The sequence below is a fragment of the bacterium genome, assembly GCA_016716565.1.
In the GTDB taxonomy this organism is placed as follows: Bacteria; Bacteroidota; Ignavibacteria; order Ignavibacteriales; family Ignavibacteriaceae; genus IGN2.
This window is the reverse complement of the sequence record JADJWC010000001.1, coordinates 1,264,020-1,281,726: the sequence shown is the minus strand read 5'-3', so window position 1 is coordinate 1,281,726 and position 17,707 is coordinate 1,264,020. Positions and strand designations below refer to the sequence as shown.

General features: G+C 35.3%; 17 protein-coding genes. 11 read left to right on the top strand and 6 right to left on the bottom strand.

Annotated features, from left to right (window positions below; genetic code table 11):
• Positions 1 to 73: 73 nt before the first annotated feature.
• Positions 74 to 2,173 (bottom strand): BatA and WFA domain-containing protein, encoded by a 2,100-nt coding sequence (locus IPM14_05660; protein ID MBK9097611.1) that lies wholly within the window; start codon positions 2,171 to 2,173, stop codon positions 74 to 76.
• Positions 2,174 to 2,324: 151 nt separating this feature from the next.
• Between IPM14_05660 and IPM14_05655 the strand changes: the two genes are divergently transcribed.
• A complete protein-coding gene (locus tag IPM14_05655; protein ID MBK9097610.1) occupies positions 2,325 to 2,798 on the top strand; it encodes a MarR family transcriptional regulator in 474 nt (157 codons plus the stop codon).
• 8 nt (positions 2,799 to 2,806) lie between these two features.
• Here the strand turns inward: IPM14_05655 and aspA are convergent, their stop codons facing one another.
• Together aspA and IPM14_05645 are read right to left on the bottom strand one after the other, a co-directional pair.
• Complete coding sequence (gene aspA / locus IPM14_05650) at positions 2,807 to 4,663, bottom strand: aspartate ammonia-lyase (protein MBK9097609.1); 1,857 nt, start codon at positions 4,661 to 4,663, stop codon at positions 2,807 to 2,809.
• A gap of 84 nt (positions 4,664 to 4,747) precedes the next feature.
• Entirely contained in the window at positions 4,748 to 7,009 is a 2,262-nt protein-coding gene (locus tag IPM14_05645; GenBank protein ID MBK9097608.1) for an aconitate hydratase, read from the bottom strand.
• A gap of 90 nt (positions 7,010 to 7,099) precedes the next feature.
• Here IPM14_05645 and IPM14_05640 point away from each other — a divergent pair, with 90 nt between their 5' ends.
• The 4 genes from IPM14_05640 to IPM14_05625 all read left to right on the top strand — a co-directional run bounded on the left by IPM14_05640 (position 7,100) and on the right by IPM14_05625 (position 10,802).
• Positions 7,100 to 8,557 (top strand): sigma-54-dependent Fis family transcriptional regulator, encoded by a 1,458-nt coding sequence (locus IPM14_05640; protein MBK9097607.1) that lies wholly within the window; start codon positions 7,100 to 7,102, stop codon positions 8,555 to 8,557.
• A gap of 198 nt (positions 8,558 to 8,755) precedes the next feature.
• Positions 8,756 to 9,241 carry a hypothetical protein gene (locus tag IPM14_05635; GenBank protein ID MBK9097606.1) on the top strand — a complete coding sequence of 162 codons (486 nt, stop codon included), beginning with the start codon at positions 8,756 to 8,758 and terminating at the stop codon, positions 9,239 to 9,241.
• 2 nt (positions 9,242 to 9,243) lie between these two features.
• Entirely contained in the window at positions 9,244 to 9,792 is a 549-nt protein-coding gene (locus IPM14_05630) for a hypothetical protein (protein MBK9097605.1), read from the top strand.
• Positions 9,792 to 10,802, top strand: coding sequence for a hypothetical protein (locus IPM14_05625; GenBank protein MBK9097604.1), 1,011 nt, complete (start codon positions 9,792 to 9,794; stop codon positions 10,800 to 10,802). The genes IPM14_05630 and IPM14_05625 overlap by 1 nt, the downstream gene beginning before the upstream one ends.
• A 100-nt stretch (positions 10,803 to 10,902) precedes the next feature.
• On the opposite strand, the gene IPM14_05620 is transcribed toward IPM14_05625, so the two are convergent.
• Positions 10,903 to 11,331 carry a cyclic nucleotide-binding domain-containing protein gene (locus IPM14_05620; GenBank protein MBK9097603.1) on the bottom strand — a complete coding sequence of 143 codons (429 nt, stop codon included), beginning with the start codon at positions 11,329 to 11,331 and terminating at the stop codon, positions 10,903 to 10,905.
• A 980-nt stretch (positions 11,332 to 12,311) separates the two neighbouring features.
• Between IPM14_05620 and IPM14_05615 the strand changes: the two genes are divergently transcribed.
• From IPM14_05615 to IPM14_05600, 4 genes are all read left to right on the top strand, one after another.
• Positions 12,312 to 12,464, top strand: a complete 153-nt coding sequence (locus IPM14_05615; protein ID MBK9097602.1) for a hypothetical protein — start codon at positions 12,312 to 12,314, stop codon at positions 12,462 to 12,464.
• Between the two features lie 339 nt (positions 12,465 to 12,803).
• Entirely contained in the window at positions 12,804 to 13,322 is a 519-nt protein-coding gene (locus tag IPM14_05610; protein MBK9097601.1) for a hypothetical protein, read from the top strand.
• An 18-nt stretch (positions 13,323 to 13,340) separates the two neighbouring features.
• A complete protein-coding gene (locus IPM14_05605) occupies positions 13,341 to 13,976 on the top strand; it encodes a hypothetical protein (GenBank protein ID MBK9097600.1) in 636 nt (211 codons plus the stop codon).
• A gap of 33 nt (positions 13,977 to 14,009) precedes the next feature.
• The gene (locus IPM14_05600) at positions 14,010 to 15,260 is read left to right on the top strand and encodes a hypothetical protein (GenBank protein MBK9097599.1); all 1,251 of its coding nucleotides are present in this window, start codon (positions 14,010 to 14,012) and stop codon (positions 15,258 to 15,260) included.
• Positions 15,261 to 15,296: 36 nt separating this feature from the next.
• Here IPM14_05600 and IPM14_05595 read toward each other — a convergent pair whose 3' ends face one another.
• Complete coding sequence (locus tag IPM14_05595) at positions 15,297 to 15,467, bottom strand: hypothetical protein (GenBank protein ID MBK9097598.1); 171 nt, start codon at positions 15,465 to 15,467, stop codon at positions 15,297 to 15,299.
• A gap of 265 nt (positions 15,468 to 15,732) precedes the next feature.
• On the opposite strand from IPM14_05595, the gene IPM14_05590 reads away from it, so the two are divergent.
• Complete coding sequence (locus tag IPM14_05590) at positions 15,733 to 16,536, top strand: STAS domain-containing protein (GenBank protein ID MBK9097597.1); 804 nt, start codon at positions 15,733 to 15,735, stop codon at positions 16,534 to 16,536.
• A 25-nt stretch (positions 16,537 to 16,561) separates the two neighbouring features.
• Here the strand turns inward: IPM14_05590 and IPM14_05585 are convergent, their stop codons facing one another.
• Entirely contained in the window at positions 16,562 to 16,936 is a 375-nt protein-coding gene (locus IPM14_05585) for a co-chaperone GroES (GenBank protein MBK9097596.1), read from the bottom strand.
• Between the two features lie 154 nt (positions 16,937 to 17,090).
• On the opposite strand from IPM14_05585, the gene IPM14_05580 reads away from it, so the two are divergent.
• The gene (locus IPM14_05580) at positions 17,091 to 17,705 is read left to right on the top strand and encodes a class I SAM-dependent methyltransferase (GenBank protein ID MBK9097595.1); all 615 of its coding nucleotides are present in this window, start codon (positions 17,091 to 17,093) and stop codon (positions 17,703 to 17,705) included.
• The last annotated feature ends 2 nt before the right edge of the window (positions 17,706 to 17,707 follow it).

The window sequence follows — 17,707 nt, the reverse complement described above, 5'->3', positions numbered from 1 at the left end:
GTCCCTGCCTACCGTCAGGCAGGTCAGTGGTGAAATGTCTTAACCACTAAGACACTAAGAGCACTTAGAAACACTAAGCAGAAACTCCTTCCATCTCCTTTTTTGCATTTCGTGCAATTGTCATTTCAACCAATGCGAGTAATATTGCTATCAAAACAAAATATCTCCAAAGCTCGGATCCAAATCTTGCCTGCAGAATCATTTGAGTCGGGTTTTCATCTTTTTGTATTCGAATATGTCTGCCATTAAAATTAATTTTTTCAAGATAATCATCAAATTCAGTTTCACTTAAATATTCAGTGACAGATTCAGCGGGATCAGTCTTTATATTCACTGAAGCTAAAAGTTTTCCACCGGAATAAAATTTATAGCTCCCTGATAACGAAGTAGAACTGTAAGAAATAAAATCAGAAGTTTGGTTTTCGTCAATATTTATGAAGTCTTCGCTCTTATCAGGTCTGACAACTTTTATTTGTGGTAGAGTTCTTTCAGAAACATTTACATTTATTGTTTCACCAGCAAGATAGTTCGATTCACTTTTATTGTATGCAGATAGATACATAACTGATTTGGTAACGAGCGGTGCGAAGATTCCTTTGATCGGAAAATCACTCCAAGAAAAAACCGGTGAAGAACCAAACAACAATACTTTTCCTTCACTAATTGAATACTCGCTGAGGAAACTGCTTTCATCTTCCAGCTTGATTATGCTCTTTCCTTTTCCAGCGGGATTAATTTTAAAGTAAGTATAGATTTCTGGCGACTCGATTTGTTTCTTCTTTTCATCCATAAAAATATTTTCGAATAATGGATGATTGAAATCTGTTTCACTGAAACTAATTAATTGACCTGCTTCCAATTTAATAAAACTTCCTGATGGAGTAATTCCAATTGAGTTCAATGAGCTATTAAATCCTGTATTACCATTTTCCGACGATGGAAATATTATTATTCCTTTTCCGGAACTCAGAAATTGATTTAATTTCACTTGTGCATTTCCAAAATCACTGCTGACTAAAATCATCACCTGAAAATTATTTATCTGAAGCCCCGAAATTTGTTCTGCTTTTTTAATGGTGATATCAAAATAATCAGATTCAGAAACAGATTTCAGTGCTGCTTCGATAAGTTTTGTATCATCAGGGTTTTCTGCAAGAATCAGAACCGGAATTTTTTCAGGAATGTAGAATGAAGAGAATCGATTGTTATCCTGCAGAATATCATCTTCTTCAATTTCAACGAGAGCTTCGCTGTAACCAAATTTTTTCGCAGGTGCTTCGAGGTTTGCAGTTTTTGATTCACCGGGGTTAAGATTCAAACTTTGCTGTGCAAGTCTTTCGCCGTCTATAAAAAGTGAGACTACAAGATTTTCTTTTATTCTGTCAGAATAATTTTTAATTGTTGCGTCAAATCTTACAGGTTTATCTTTTTCAAAAATCTGTGTGTTAATCTTCAGCTCATCAATCCCAAAATTAAAAACTTCTTTTCCCGAATAATTGAATGTGTACAATCGAACCTGCTCACCAAGCTGTTCCTTAAGATTTATTATTTCATTCTCGTTCGCAAGTCTTCCTTTTTGAAAATCCGTGAACAAATAAATTTCTTTATTGAAATTTTTTGCTTCGCCAATTAACTCAGCAGCTTTGATAATTGAATTATTCAATTTACCTGATGCGAAAGAAATATTTGCCGCTTCAATTTCCTGTTTGAACTTGCTGAGGTTTGATGTCATTTCAATTTCATCCGGCTGATGCGAAACAAGGACTAAACCGAACTCATCTCCTTCTTCAAACTGAGTGAGAATATTTTTTATTGCTTCCTTTGCCTGGTTGAAGTAAGATCCATTCTGATCAACAACCGACATACTGAATGTGTCATCGAGAATAAAGATTGCAGTAGTTTTTGCGGCAGAAGTTGTTCCACCGATTGAAACACCGACTATTGTTGGTCTTGCAAAAGCAGTTACGATAGCAAGTATTATCAAAACCCTAAGTGCAAGCAGAAGCCATTGTTTTATTTTTATTTTCCTGATTTTATTCTTTTGAAGTTCTTTAAGAAATTGAAGAGTACTGAACTCAATTTTTTTCAACTTCCTCAGATTCAGCAAGTGGATTATGATTGGAATCGATGCGGCGATCAGTCCAAATAAAACAGCAGGATTTAGAAACGTCATTCAGTGTAAATAATTATTAATGGAATTTTGACAGTTGAAAATAGCAATAAGCCGGTCCTTAATCTATACAGCATTTTTTCACAGACATTTTTTTCCTTTGGGTTTCTTTTTTCGACTGCTATAATTACATTTGTTAAAACTGAGAGTGGTTATGGGAGAAATACTTAAAAAGCGATTGAAGCAGGAAAAGTTCAGCGGGATTGAACAGGAAGGTTTGTTGAATTTGTTTATTGCATCGAGTTACCTTCATTCAAAACTCGAAGCAGTTTGTAGTTATTTTAATATTACTCTTCCTCAGTTCAATGTCTTAAGAATTCTGAAAGGTGCTCATCCGGAAGGATATCCCCGACACGAAATTATCCGAAGGATGGTTGAGCCTGCCCCGGATGTTACAAGATTAATCGATAGGTTAATAAAAGACAATTTGGTGGAAAGATATTATTCCGATGAGGACAGACGACTTTCACTTGCGCGAATAACGAAAAAAGGAATTGCTCTTCTTACAAAGATCAATCCTGAAATAGATAAATTTATTTTCAATTATTCCTCTTCGCTGACAACGGCTGAGAAAGAAATGCTTTCAAGCATTTGTGAGAAGTTGTATGCGAATGAAGTTGACGAATAAGATTTTTCTCACTTCGGCTTAATCATATTTTCTGGTTTAAGTAATTCATCCAGTTCTTTTTTTGAGAGCAAATTCTTTTCAAGCACCAATTCATAAACTCCTTTGTTGGTTTCAAGTGCTTCTTTTGCAAGTTGTGTTGATCTTTCATAACCCACAGGATTGAGCGCAGTCACAAGTCCGATACTATTTTCAACAAGCGATCTGCATCTGTCTTCGTTTACAGTTATTCCATCAACACATTTTTGCTTGAGTGTAATCATTCCGTTTTTCAGCATTTCAATTGATTCAAAAAGACTCTCGACAATTACCGGCTCAAATACATTCAACTGAAGCTGGCCGGCTTCCGCAGCGAGAGTAACAGTTAAATCATTCCCTATTACTTTAAATGCAATCTGGTTAACAACTTCCGGAATAACCGGATTTATTTTCCCCGGCATAATAGATGAACCGGGCTGCATCGGCGGTAGATTTATCTCATTAATTCCTGTTCTGGGACCGGATGAAAGAAGTCGGAGATCATTACAGATTTTTGAAAGTTTTACTGCAAGTCTTTTTACCGCAGACGAATACATTACAAAAGCTCCGGTGTCCTGAGTCGCTTCAACTAAATTATGAGCGAGGACAATTTCCATTTTTGTAATGTCACGTAAATGAGCAACAACTTTTTTACTATAATCGGGATGCGAATTTATTCCTGTTCCGATTGCAGTTGCACCCATATTAACTTCAAGAAAAAGTTTTACGTTCTGTTCAAGTCTTTCAACTTCTTCTCCCAGAGTAACTGCATAAGCTTCAAACTCCTGACCCATTGTCATCGGAACAGCATCCTGAAGCTGTGTTCTTCCCATTTTAATTATATGAGAAAATTCTTTTGCTTTGTTGTGAAATGATTGAATTAATTCCTTTAACACTTCAATTAGTTTTTGATTAGCAAGAATCAATGCAATCTTTACAGAAGTCGGATAAGCATCGTTTGTCGACTGCGATAAATTTACGTGATTATTTGGATGACAATATTTGTATTCTCCTTTTTCGTAACCGAGAATTTCAAGCGCACGATTTGCAATCACCTCGTTCGCATTCATATTTGTGGAAGTTCCGGCGCCACCCTGGATCATATCAACAATAAAATGTGTGTGAAGCTTTCCATTTATTATTTCCGAGCAAGCCTGAACAATTGCATCTGCAACTGGTTTTGAGAGAAGTCCGAGTTCGTTATTGGTTTTTGCCGCAGCCATTTTAACCATTGCCAGAGCCTGAATAATTACCGGATGAAAGTTGAGCGTAACTCCGCTGATATTAAAATTTTCAATTGCACGAAGTGTTTGAACTCCGTAATAAACTTCATTCGGCACTTCCCTATCGCCAAGCAAATCGTGCTCGCTTCTTGTTCGACCTGATTGATACTGTGCAGCAAGATTGACAGATCTTGTATTTGCAGAACTCATTCTTCGTGAAATTACCCTTGCAATCTTTGAAAGAATATCCATCGCTACATCATTGTGCTCAATCATTAATTCTTTGAACTTATCTCTCGAAAGTCGAAGGATTACCGAATTAACAGTTGCTCTTGCTGAAGTTGAATGTGGTGAATCATCCATCAACGCTCCTTCACCGAGAAAATCATACTTCCCGAAAATGGATAATCTTTTCTCACCACCGTATGGAGTAGTTTTGAAAAGTTCAACTTCGCCCTCATAAATTATTGAGAGATTTTCTCGTATGTTATTTTCTGCGAAGACCATCCCGTTTATCGGAAAGTTCACGACCGAAATTTTATCAGCCACTGTCTGAAGCTGAATGTCATCCAGGCCTTTAAATAATTCTATTCTTTTAAGAAATGACTTTATAATTGATTTTTCCATTGATTCACTCGATTTATAGTTTCAGAAATAACAAACCCAATTTCTTAAAGAAATTGGGTTTGTAAACTCTAAGTTAAAATGATATTAGTTTTTATTTTTCTCAGCAATTAAATTCAACGCACTACCGGCTTTGAACCAACCAATCTGTGTTTCATTCATCGTATGGTTGAGTATTATTTCATCTTTGCTTCCATCTGAATGTTTGACGATCATCTTCAATTGCTTGACCGGTGCAAGCTGAGTGACGAGCAAATCAACTTTATCATCTTCTTTTATTTTATCATAATCTTTCGGATCAGCAAAAGTTAAAGGCAGCATTCCCTGCTTCTTCAAATTTGTTTCGTGAATTCTTGCAAAGCTCTTTACAATAATAGCTCTTCCACCGAGAAATCTTGGTTCCATTGCTGCATGTTCACGTGAAGAACCCTCACCATAATTTTCATCACCAATAACTACCCAACCAATACCCTTCGCTTTATACTCACGCGCAACTTCCGGAACGGATTTGGTTTCATCGGTAAGAATATTTTTTACTTTTCCTGTGTCTCCGCTGTAAGCATTTGTTGCTCCGATGAACATATTGTTTGAAATATTATCAAGATGTCCTCGGAATCTCAGCCATGGACCTGCCATGGAAATATGATCTGTTGTGCATTTTCCTTTTGCTTTTAGAAGTACTGGAAGATCAGTAAAATCTCTTCCATCCCATTTTTTGAATGGTTCGAGCAACTGAAGCCGTTCACTCTTTGGATCAACTTTTACTTCGACTGAAGATCCATCTTTTGCTGGTGCAATGAATCCGCTGCTTCCTTCATCAAATCCTTTTGGCGGGAGTTCTTCTCCTGTTGGTGGATTCAATTTTACTTTTTCTCCTTTTTCATTTACAAGTTCATCGGTGACCGGATTAAATGAAAGACTTCCTGCAATCGCAAGCGCAGTTGTAATTTCTGGCGAAGCAACAAAAGCAAGTGTTTCAGGATTGCCGTCGTTTCTTTTTGCAAAATTTCTGTTGAAAGAAGTTACGATTGTATTCTTTTCACCTGTTTTTATATCCATTCTCTTCCACATTCCGATGCACGGTCCGCAAGCATTTGCAAGAATCAATCCTCCAATATCAGTTAATGCCTTAAGTTGACCGTCACGTTCAATGGTTGCTCTAACTTGTTCAGAACCCGGAGTAATTGTGAATTGAGATTTTGCTTTCAATCCTTTTGATAGTGCAAGCTTTGCAATACTTGCTGAGCGATCAATATCTTCATAACTTGAATTTGTGCAGCTTCCAATTAAAGCAACCGAAATTTTATCGGGATAATTTTCTTTTTTAACCGCTTCTTTCATTTGTGAAATCGGCCATGCTTTGTCCGGTGTGAATGGACCATTCAGATGTGGCTCAAGCTCGCTTAAATTAATTTCGATTACCTGATCAAAATACGTTTCCGGATTTTTGAAAACTGCATCATCAGATTTTAATTCATCTGCAAGACCTTCAGCGAGTGCAGCAACATCAGCACGTTTTGTAATTCTAAGATAAGATGACATCTTTTCATCAAAAGGAAATACTGAAGTTGTTGCACCAATCTCAGCACCCATATTACAAATAGTTCCTTTACCTGTACAGGAAATTGATGAAGCTCCTTCACCAAAATACTCTACTATTGCACCAGTACCGCCTTTCACAGAAAGAATTCCTGCTAGTTTAAGAATCACATCTTTGGCAGAAGTCCAGCCACTCATTTTGCCTGTTAGCTTAACACCAATAATTTTTGGCCATTTTAATTCCCAAGGCATTCCAGCCATCACATCAACAGCATCAGCACCGCCGACTCCGATTGCAATCATTCCAAGTCCACCAGCATTTGGTGTGTGAGAATCTGTTCCGATCATCATTCCACCGGGAAAAGCATAGTTTTCAAGGACTACTTGATGAATAATTCCAGCACCAGGTTTCCAGAAACCAATTCCATACTTTTGAGAAATACTTTGAAGAAAATCAAAGACTTCTTTATTCTCCTCATTTGCTCTGAGCAAATCATCCTTTGCACCAACTTGTGCTTGAATTAAATGATCACAGTGAACTGTGGATGGGACGGCTGTAGTTTTTTTCCCTGAAGACATAAATTGGAGAAGTGCCATTTGAGCAGTTGCATCCTGCATAGCAACTCTGTCTGGTGAAAGTTCAACATAATCCTTAGCTCTTTGAAATTCTTTGGTCGGATTGTCCCAGAGATGTGTGTATAAAACTTTTTCAGTATACGTTAATGGTCTGTTCAGCACCTTTCGGACTTCGGTCAATTTTTCCCGGTAATTATTATATAAGGCTTTAATCATATCGAAATTTGCAGTCATATTTGGTCCTTCGCTTTATGCATTTATAAAAATTTTCTACTCCAAAATAAACAAAATCAAAGAAATTTGCAGTATTACGACAGTATCAGATTGTCTGCACGATTTTTGACGCCGGGAGACAAATCTAAAATAGGTGCTCTTAATATTCAGATAATAACTGCGGGAATTAACAAAGTGGAGAAAAATCCGATCTTAATAGTTGATGATGAACCTTCTTATTTGGAATTAATGAAGGATTTCCTGAACCAGGAAGGCTATGCAAACGTAATTACGGAATCAAATCCTTTGAATGTGCTACCTTTGCTTGATAGAACAGACATTGATTTAATTCTTCTCGACATTTTCATGCCAGAGATGAACGGATTGGAACTGCTTGAAAAAATATATGCGGTTTATCCCGGAATCCCTGTTGTTGTAATAACTGCAGTGCACGAAGTTCAGATTGCTCTAAAAGCCATCAAACTCGGAGCTTACGAATTTATTACAAAGCCGCCGGACACAGACAGACTATTATTAACTATTCGCAGAGCAATCGATACAAAGCTTCTTGAATCTGAAAGAGATTCATTGAGGAGATCATTGTTTGAGCATAAGCCAAGCAGAAGAATATTTTCTGATATTATTACAGATTCACCGGTAATGCACAAAGTTTTTGAGCTGGTTGAAATTTTTGCACCTACAAACGAAACAGTTTTTATTGCGGGAGAAACCGGAACCGGTAAAGATATGATTGCCAGGAAAATTCATGATCTTTCACCAAGAAGAGGAAAACCTTTTGTTGCCGTTAACTTAGCTTCTATCTCACCAAGCTTATTTGAAAGTGAACTATTCGGCTATAAAAAAGGAACCTTTACTGGTGCAGTAGAAGATAAAGTCGGATATTTTGAAGCTGCAAACGGCGGAACCATTTTCCTTGATGAGGTTGGTGAACTGCCAATCGCTCTTCAGGGAAAATTGCTTCGTACAATTCAATACAACGAAATCTACAGAATCGGTGATCCACGACCGGTGCAGCTTGATATAAGAATAATATCAGCAACTAATAGGGATTTACTTCAGGCAGTTAATAATAAAGAATTCAGAGCTGATTTGTACTACAGGTTAAATCGCGGTTTTATTTTTATGCCGCCTCTTAACCGGCGTGGTGATGATGTTGTTCTTTTGGCGGAACATTTCCTTGAATTAGCCAACAGGACTTATAATAAAAGTATCCAGGGATTTTCAGATAGCGTACTCGAATCTCTTAAACATTATACATTTCCTGGTAATGTGAGAGAACTTGAAAATATAATAATGAATGCTGTTGCCAAAACTTTTGGCGAAACGCACATCAATTCAATTGACCTTCCGAAAGAATACCTGAGACCAATTGAGAATGGAAACAATCACAAACCAAAGTTGACCACTCTAAACCTTGCAGCTGAAGAACATATTTTAAGCATTATGAAAACTGTTGGTAACAGTGTTCAAAGAGCTGCACCACTACTTGGAGTAAGCGAAAGAACTCTGCAAAGAAGATTGAAAGCAATCAGAGAACGACGGAATTAACGCTCTTATCCTATATTGAATTTTCTCTTTTAATTTCTTGTAACAAATCAGGAACAACTTCGGTAATTTCTACTGCTGAACTCACCTGAAATTATTAATACTGTAAAAACAGTAAATAATTTTTTCTTTGCAAAGACATAATTGTCGCGTTGTTAGGCACAGGCGTTGCTATTTTTTTGCCAAAAAAAAGGTGAACATATGTCAAATTCGCATTCCATTATAAGCATTGGCGCGTTAACATTACTCGCTTTAGTCAACCTTCGGTTCAATACTTCACTCCTTGAAAATCAAACGATTGAAGTAGAGAATAAAATTTATCTTACAGCATTTTCCCTCGCTGATGATTTAATAGAAGAAATCAAGCAAAAAGCATTCGATGCAGTTACCGTTGATTTTCCGACTACCGACCGCACAGATCTTACACCATACAACAATTTTGGACCGGCAAGTTCGGAGACCTATCCTAACTATAATGATATAGATGATTATCAGGGGTACACAAGAACAGTATCGCTGCCTCACGCAGAAAACTATCTTGTGTCCTGTGAGGTTTGGTATGTAAATGAGGGCAATCCAGATCAAATATCGTCCGCACAGACTTTTTACAAAAAAGTAAAAGTAACTGTAACAAGTCCTTATCTGAAAAAACCAGTTAGCTTATCATTCATATTCACACTTAAATAATCATGAATATATTGCTTGATATTCTCGGTTCTGTAATTATTGCAGGCATAGTTATGCTTGCTCTTTTCAATGCAAATACTTACCAATCGAAGACTCGATTCGCTTCAGATTCCGAGTTGCAAATGCAACAAAATGCCAAAACTCTTGCCGATATGATAAATTATGATCTGCGTAAGATTGGTTACGAATATGAAAACACTCCATTTATCGAGGCTGATTCCGAGAGAATTTCTTTTTATTCAGATATCGATTTGAATGGGTCAGTAGACAGCGTTACATATTTTGTGAGTGATACTTCTGATGCCAACGGAACTCTAAATCCACATGATAAAATACTCATACGGGTAACGAATACCGATACGCTCAGAGGTCCATCGCTGGGGTTAAGCAAGATTAAATTTTCTTATTTCGATAAATCGTATAAACCATCATCTAGCTTTGAAAATATTTGTTACGTCAAGGCTGAACTTTGGATAGAATCAATTGAAGAAGTGGATGATAACTTTTTATTTACTTATTGGGAAATGACCATAAATCCGAGGAATTTATAATGGGTAAATCTTTAATCATTCTCGTACTGGGCTTTTCAATTATTACATCATATTTAATTTTAAAATTAAATGCGAACTCTAAACAGGGCTTAGCTGTAACCGTAGATCATTATTTAGATACTCAAGCCAGGTTAATCGCAAATACGGGCGTTGAAATCTACTTTGAGAAGATGAGAAGGGACAAGACACTCAAAGGAACTTTCAATAATAATCCTGTTTTAGACGGATACTACGACATTAACATAAGTGGTCCTGACTCACTTCTTGTAATAACCTCAGTGGGACATTTTAGCGATGCAACTCACCAGGCAATTGTTAAAGCAGCCCGTGATCCTGTTCATCTTCCTCCTGCACTCGGTGCGATTTACATTGTTTCAGATGTATTAGAATTGCAACTTAACGGAAATCTGGATATTGATGGCAATGATACCAATATCGATGGAAGTGCAGGGTCAGAATCGCCCGTACCAGGTGTGATTCTGGATGAACCAGTTGACAGTATATTTTTTATAGAAAATATTAAACCGAAGATAGCAAATGACATAGAAGGTTATGGAGGTTCGCCAAGTGTTCATTCTTCTAACGATACTACTGATTGGGAAGAACTAACAATGAACCTTATTTTTGCAGCTGATATTACAGTTTCCTCGGGAACCTATACGTCAGGAATGCATTTTGGTACTCCTACATCACCAAAAATAACTTTTATGAATGGTAATATTCATCTTTCAGGAACGTGTGACGGAGATGGAATTATGATCATAAATGGAAATCTAACCATGAGTGGTAAATTTACTTATCGAGGTATTATTCTTGTTTATCATGAATCCTCAATCGTATGCCAGATCACTGGCAATGGAGGTATCTACGGTGCCACAATATTAGTTGGTTCGGATGTAGATTTGCATGCAACAGGAAATGCATCATTTTATTATAGCAGTGAAGCAATAAAAAACGCTCAGCTTTATCTAAAATCATCAAGGTTTAAAATTGCAAGCTGGTGGGAATAAATAATTGAGCCTGGTTTATTTTTTAATAATTATAGCGAATTGTATTGAACCGTTCTACTGCTGATTATTAAAAATTTTAATTTCGCTCAAGCTTTAATCTTTACTTTACACTAACCGGTTCTTCAGCATCACGATGAGTAACACTCATTGCCTTTAGGTTTTCACTTATAACCGGATATTTATCAATTAATGAATTCAATTCGTCTAATTGAATACTATAAAGGACAGAGTCTCTATTTGCAATAGCAGCAGATATCCTGTTCGAATTCTCCAATATTTCTTTTTCACCAAAAAAATCTAGCAAATATCTGAATTCAATCAACTTTCCTGTTGCGAACTTTATTTTCACTTCTCCCTCAACAATTAGGTATAAAGTAGTAGACTCATCAGAATAAGTGTAAAGTAGAGTTCCTTCTTTCGCAAGAAAGAAATTTTTAGGTTTTATAAATGAATCAATAAAAGTTGGATCTACATTTTGGAAAAAATTATTTTTCTTTAAGAGCTTCGTTAAATCTTGATCAACTATCATTTTAATTCCTCAAAAAATTATACTGAATTCTAATCTTTTTTTTACTTCATCTATTTTCTCAAAATAGATACCATTGAAAATTGACTTTATTGATTTTTTTGCCAATCTCAAATCATCGATGGATGTAAATTCAAGTAAAATTTTCCATCTGTTATAAGTTCATTCATTAGAAGTTTGGAATACACTTATTATTGAAAGAATCACCTCTCAGGATAATATTTTAGCTGCGGCATATTTGTCGCTTTTATGATTTTATTTGATGATAAAGACAATACCAATCTATTTTTAATGAACATCTGAGGAGAAAAATTTTTCTCGGATTATTTTCGCTGATCTTTTGTTATCTGCTTTTGGAATAAACAACCGAGGGACAAACTCTACATCAGCTTAATGATCTATTAATTTTCTGTACTGGTTGTTACTTCAGCGTAACTTCTCTTCCATTTGAACCACGCCTGAAATTCATTTATAATAAGAACATTATATGGGTCGACTTTTAAAGATTATCATTTCTTCATAATAAAATGTTTAGTAAGTAGAAAAAATTTTTACGAGAACATAATAATGAAGAATTTATGAACTGATTGCTGAAAGAAGAAAATATTCAGAAGAAAATTTAGATCAACTTAAAGAAAATATTCATTGAAAATCATCTTAATTGTTTTTAAACTCTTATAAGATGTAATCGTTTACATAGATAAATCGCAAATAGTATTATCAATTTTTGTTAATATATTTATAAGTCCCGACGAAAATATTGGCGACGACTTTGTCGCCATTTTTACTTATGTCTTGACTGAACACGCCCTTTTCAATGCAAATCAACCTTTTCAATTTTAGCACAGCGATTGCTTTAATTATACTGTTAAAAAAAATTCAGTCGTAATCTGTGAAAGAAGAATATTACATCCAGAAAACAAAAATTCAGCATTATAGCTGAAAATAAATAATGAAAGAAAATATATTATCAGAGGGAACATATGATGCAATTTAAACCAAACAAAAACGGAACAGCAGATGTTTCTGAGTTCTCCGGATTTGTTAATGCAAAACATAACGGAGTAATCAATCTTACAAAGATCGTGGTGGTGATTTCTGTACTGCTTGCTGCTTTGATGATAATTTCAAAATAGTACTTATTTAAATAGAATTCAACTTTAGCAATAACTATTTATCGGACATGATTTTTTTAATAATAGTTTATCCGCTAATAATGACGTTAAATGGCGGGCTTCTTATTGATTAAAGAATTTTTTACTTAAATACTATAGTAATTATTGCTCTTAAACTGCTCAATTTTTGAACCTTTTGCTAAATCTGTCAGAGGTGACATATTTTACGTTTTTGAGCACTGAAATCTGAATTAAAAACATTCAAAATTTTTAAGAATAGCATCTATTAATTAATAATAAAAGTTGCATAATTCTTGCGTAGGATAATAATAATAATAATTTATAACGGAAGATAGTTTTATGAACACAGGTGAACAATTGTTTGCTATCGGAGCACTTATGCTTCTTTCCTTATCGATAGTAAGGATAAATAATAATATTCTTTTAACAGATAGCATTCTTATAGATTCAAAATATGGGATTATAGCAAATTCAATTGCAACATCATTGATTGAGAGTGCAACCGAAAAATATTATGATACTAATACGAAGGAAGGTCCTTGCTTAATTTCCTCCCTTACTTATCCTCCTAAGCCTGAGACAGGAGAAACGCACCCAGATAACTTTAATGATTTTGACGATTTCAATAGTTACACCCAGACTGACACAGTTGGCTCAGTCGTGTTCTTCTCCAACTGTAAGGTATCATATGTAAAACCAGACCCTTTTAATCCAAATAGTATAAACACTGATGTTGCAGAGAGAACCTGGAATAAGAAAATAACTGTATCAGTAACCTGGAGGCAAAATGACCAAACGATTGGATTCACCCCTGATACTGTTAAACAATCAACTATTTATAGTTATTGGTATTTTTAATTTAGATAGGAGATAGTGATGGGATTTACTACACTTATGGATATTGCAGGCTCAATGATACTCGGGGGTATTCTAATGACGATAGTATGGCGATTAAGTGATGCCAGCACTGAAAAGACTTATAACAACAGCGGTGAACTAACAATTCAACAAAATCTTTTAACCTTAGCTCAAATGATAGAATTTGATTTTAGAAAAATCGGTTATTGTAACACCTGGGATGCAATCGCTGACCCAAAAACTAAACAACCATTTGTTTCTTCACAAGCTATTTACTATGCGGATTCATCAAGCATTTCTTATTACACCGATTTATACCCTTATGATGGTTTTTTAGATTCAGTCAGATATTATCTAGGTCCAACTTCTGAATGTTCATCCACACCAAATCCACGAGACAGAATTTTGTACAGAGTAGAAAATAATCAAACTCCAGTAGCATCTAACCTGGGTGTAACAGAATTTAGAATGGTATACTATGATGTAAATGATGATATCATACCAACTCCGGTACTAACACGAGGATTAATTAAAAGTATTGAAATTAACTTGACAGTTGAGAATGTTGCAGCGTATGATGAAAAATATTCAAATGCATTCTGGAAACAAATAAGACTGGCTTCAAGGAATGTGAGCAGATCTAAAACAGAATGATATTTTTTAAATGACAACAAAAGGATTAATTATATGACTGGTAAAGCAATTCTTCTCGTAGTGATGGGGTTTACTCTAACACTTTTAATTGTAGGCCATAAGTTCGGTAATATCTCAAATCAAGCCGTTGATAACTATGTAAAATATCAGAAAGAAACTGTCGCTCATAATATCGCAATCAGCGGCGCAAACATCGCAGCCAATGCAATATATATGAATCCCACCTGGACAACCGGATACTCAAATCTACCATTTCAGGATGGCTATCTTAACGTTAATGTCCAAATTGTTGATGCAGATCTGGGCTTAAGAGAGATTACTTCTACCGGTACTTTTATGGGAAAATCCAGTCAAATTAAATTAAGAATTGCACCAAGCAATTTTTCAGAGTATGCTTATTATTCAACGTACGAAAGGTCCAGTCCTTCATCAACAGAAAAAATATGGTGGACCGGAAAAGATACGGTTTGGGGACCATTCCATACACAGGATAAATTGCGAGTTGCAAATCATCCTGCATTCCTTGGTAAACATACTTCTCATAAAGGAGCAATTGAATACTATACCAATAAATCAACAGATAAACCAACGATTACTGGTATTTATGAGCCTGGGAAAAACTTAGAGATACCACCTCAAGCTGTCGAAAATCTTGAAGCAGCTGCAGACGACAAGGGATTTAAATTTGAAAATAAAGATACAGTCTACTTATTTTTTGATAAAGACACACTTCGTTATAAACATAAATATTCAGATAAATATCTTGCTTTATATTTGCCCACAGCAGCACCTAATGGACTCATTTATGCAAAGAATATGGTGGTGCGTCTAAAAGGGACAGTGAAAGGAAAATACACAATAGGATGTTCTTCTTCAACTACCTCTACGGGAAAAGGAACGATCTGGCTAGATGATGATATTGTATATAACACCAATCCAATGGTTGATCCGAATTCAACAGATTTATTAGGTATCATTGCTGAAAACTACATCTGGATTACAGAAAACGCTGCAAATAAAAATAATATCAATATTCAAGCTTCTGTCTTCAGCGAAAAGTGGGGGTTTGGGGCTTACAATCACGCTTCGCGACCAATCAGTGGAGATATAAATCTTCTTGGCGGAATACAGCAAAATTGCAGGCAACCAGTTGGAACATTTGGTTCTAGCGGCATAAAGTCGGGCTTTACAAAACAGTACCGATATGATTGGAGATTAGCTTTTATGTCACCTCCCTTTTATCCAGGTACTGGAGGATTCAGAATAGTCTCATGGTTTGAATGATATTTTGTGTTTAATTGATAAATGCAAAACTATGATTTAAATTAAATCAATTATATCCTGAACTGTGCTGTATTTCCTCTGAATTCTTTTCAAAATTACAGGATCTTTTAATCCTTCCAATTTTGTCTGTAAAAACTCATTAATATTTTTCTTCTCAATGTTCGATAATGTAATCAAGTTTGAACTACTCTGTGTGAAAAAATTCATTTTTACTGCAACGTACCAAATCACTTTCTTTACGAAAATTTTGTCCGACACATAATTAATGGGAAGAATTAGCTTTCATTTTTCACTTTTTTATCGGAAAAATCTTCTGAATCCACTGACGATTTTGTCGTTATTACAATCATTTATTAAATAATGCTATTCATTGTGTGGCCTGAAAATTGTCAACGGTGAAGTAATTCTTATAAAGCGAGCTATTTCAGCTCATAGAATTAAATATTTAAAAATAAGTAGAGGCATAATTAAGATGGAATCAATCGAACGAAAAATTGAAAACTACGCGGTGGTATTTAATGTTAATTTACTACGCGCAACTCTAGTGGAAGCCACTGAGTTCAGAGATCTGCTTGAGGAAACCATCGCGGAGAATGATAAAGACATCATAGTTAATTTAAGTGCTTGTGAACATCTCGATTCAACTTTTCTCGGTGTCCTGGTTAGCAGCTACAAAAGACTGAAAAGCCAGAACAGAACGCTTGTAATTATTGAGCCAATAGAACAATCAAGTATTTTTCTGACACTAAATTCAATCGGGAAAATCTTTCCATTATATACAAGTGTTAAGGTTGCTCTGGAAGACATCGAAAATAAAAAACTAATAGAGAAGGAGCTTAATGAACTTGGTGAAGCTCAAAGTCACAGACATGAAAGACTATCAAAAACTACTGTACCTGTAGAATCAAATCCGTTTGTTGAATCTCCTTTACAACAGAAACAGGAAGAAGTTCAGAATTTTGAATCAAATACTAATGAAATTATAGATCAACCATCAACTGAAACTATAGAAACAACGGAATTGATCTCAGAAACTTCAGCTGACTTTACACTTGTCGAAAGTAGTGAGGACGAAGAAGTATTAAAAGCAGATACTATCAAAATAAATTCTCTCCCACAGAAAGTACTTACACCTGAGCAAGAGCTAGAAACTTCAACATTTAGGCAAGAAGAATTTAATGAAAACAACTTTGTCTCTGAAACTCAGGAAGTAATCAGACCTGATAAACACTTTCACACAGGAAAAGTTGAATGGGAATTTGGTTTTAGCTCTTAATAGACCTTACAAAACGTACGAATTGTCAAACGGAAAAATCTTCATTCCGGATTAAAAGCAGGATTGCAGATTGAGGAATTATAAGATATTTCTCTTTATCAAATTCTATTTCAACAGCCTCTTTCCTCAAAAATATTGCTAAATCCCCTTCCCTTGCTTGTAATGGAATGTACTTGACTTTGTTTGCACTCTCCTTCCAAGGTTCATCATCTACTTCAGTTGATGTAGCATAACCGGGACCAACCTTAATAACATATCCGCTTTGTACTCTCTCTTTCTCAGCAACTCCTGCAGGAAGATATAACCCGCTTGATGTTCTTGAAGATTCTTCCTGTGGTTTGATTAGCACACGATCACCTACAACGATGAACCGATCTATATTTCTCAAAATTTCTTTCACAATATTTTTAATAACTCCTGCTGAAATATATTGAAAGAAATCAGTATTGTCATCTCTGAATTTCAATCCGAATTATGATTGTATAACAAAACATATTCTTTCTAGTAGAATTCTTTATTCCTAAATTTGAGTTATTATTTGAAGAAAATGAGATATGTCATTATACGAATCAAACTTTTGGGATGAGAGATATTCTGGTGAAGAATTCATCTATGGTACAGAACCAAATCAATTCTTCAAAGAACAAATCAATAAAATTCTCAAACCAGGAAAATTAATTTTACCCGGTGAAGGTGAAGGTCGAAATGCAGTTTATGCAGCTCGTGCAGGCTGGCAGGTTGATGCGATCGATCAAAGTAAAATTGCAAAACAAAAGGCATTGATACTGGCTCAACAATATGCAGTTCAAATAAATTACAAAGTAATTGATTTAATTGATTTTTCACCCGAAAAAAATAACTACAATGTAGCGGCAGTAATTTTTGTGCATCTTCGCCCTATCGAAAGAGTGGAATTGCACAAGAAATTAATCGGTTCGCTCACTAAAGGTGGAATTCTTATACTCGAACTATTTTCAAAGAACCAATTGGGAAAAGAATCAGGCGGACCGCAGGATATTTCGATGCTAAGTTCAGTAGAAGAAATTCAAAGTGATTTTCAAAACATTAAAACAATTTTAATTGAAGAAAGAAACTTATACATTAACGAAGGAAGTAAACATAGTGGCGAAGCAAGTGTCATCAGGTTTGTTGGTAAGAAAATAGATTGAGT

Coding starts and splice junctions, on each gene's coding strand:
- IPM14_05610 (MBK9097601.1), top strand. CDS start 12,804: ATGAACACAGGTGAACAATTGTTTGCTATCGGAGCACTTATGCTTCTT.
- IPM14_05660 (MBK9097611.1), bottom strand. CDS start 2,173: ATGACGTTTCTAAATCCTGCTGTTTTATTTGGACTGATCGCCGCATCG.
- IPM14_05595 (MBK9097598.1), bottom strand. CDS start 15,467: ATGAATTTTTTCACACAGAGTAGTTCAAACTTGATTACATTATCGAAC.
- IPM14_05615 (MBK9097602.1), top strand. CDS start 12,312: ATGATGCAATTTAAACCAAACAAAAACGGAACAGCAGATGTTTCTGAG.
- IPM14_05645 (MBK9097608.1), bottom strand. CDS start 7,009: ATGACTGCAAATTTCGATATGATTAAAGCCTTATATAATAATTACCGG.
- IPM14_05590 (MBK9097597.1), top strand. CDS start 15,733: ATGGAATCAATCGAACGAAAAATTGAAAACTACGCGGTGGTATTTAAT.
- IPM14_05635 (MBK9097606.1), top strand. CDS start 8,756: ATGTCAAATTCGCATTCCATTATAAGCATTGGCGCGTTAACATTACTC.
- IPM14_05600 (MBK9097599.1), top strand. CDS start 14,010: ATGACTGGTAAAGCAATTCTTCTCGTAGTGATGGGGTTTACTCTAACA.
- IPM14_05620 (MBK9097603.1), bottom strand. CDS start 11,331: ATGATAGTTGATCAAGATTTAACGAAGCTCTTAAAGAAAAATAATTTT.
- IPM14_05580 (MBK9097595.1), top strand. CDS start 17,091: ATGTCATTATACGAATCAAACTTTTGGGATGAGAGATATTCTGGTGAA.
- IPM14_05655 (MBK9097610.1), top strand. CDS start 2,325: ATGGGAGAAATACTTAAAAAGCGATTGAAGCAGGAAAAGTTCAGCGGG.
- aspA (MBK9097609.1), bottom strand. CDS start 4,663: ATGGAAAAATCAATTATAAAGTCATTTCTTAAAAGAATAGAATTATTT.
- IPM14_05625 (MBK9097604.1), top strand. CDS start 9,792: ATGGGTAAATCTTTAATCATTCTCGTACTGGGCTTTTCAATTATTACA.
- IPM14_05630 (MBK9097605.1), top strand. CDS start 9,244: ATGAATATATTGCTTGATATTCTCGGTTCTGTAATTATTGCAGGCATA.
- IPM14_05605 (MBK9097600.1), top strand. CDS start 13,341: ATGGGATTTACTACACTTATGGATATTGCAGGCTCAATGATACTCGGG.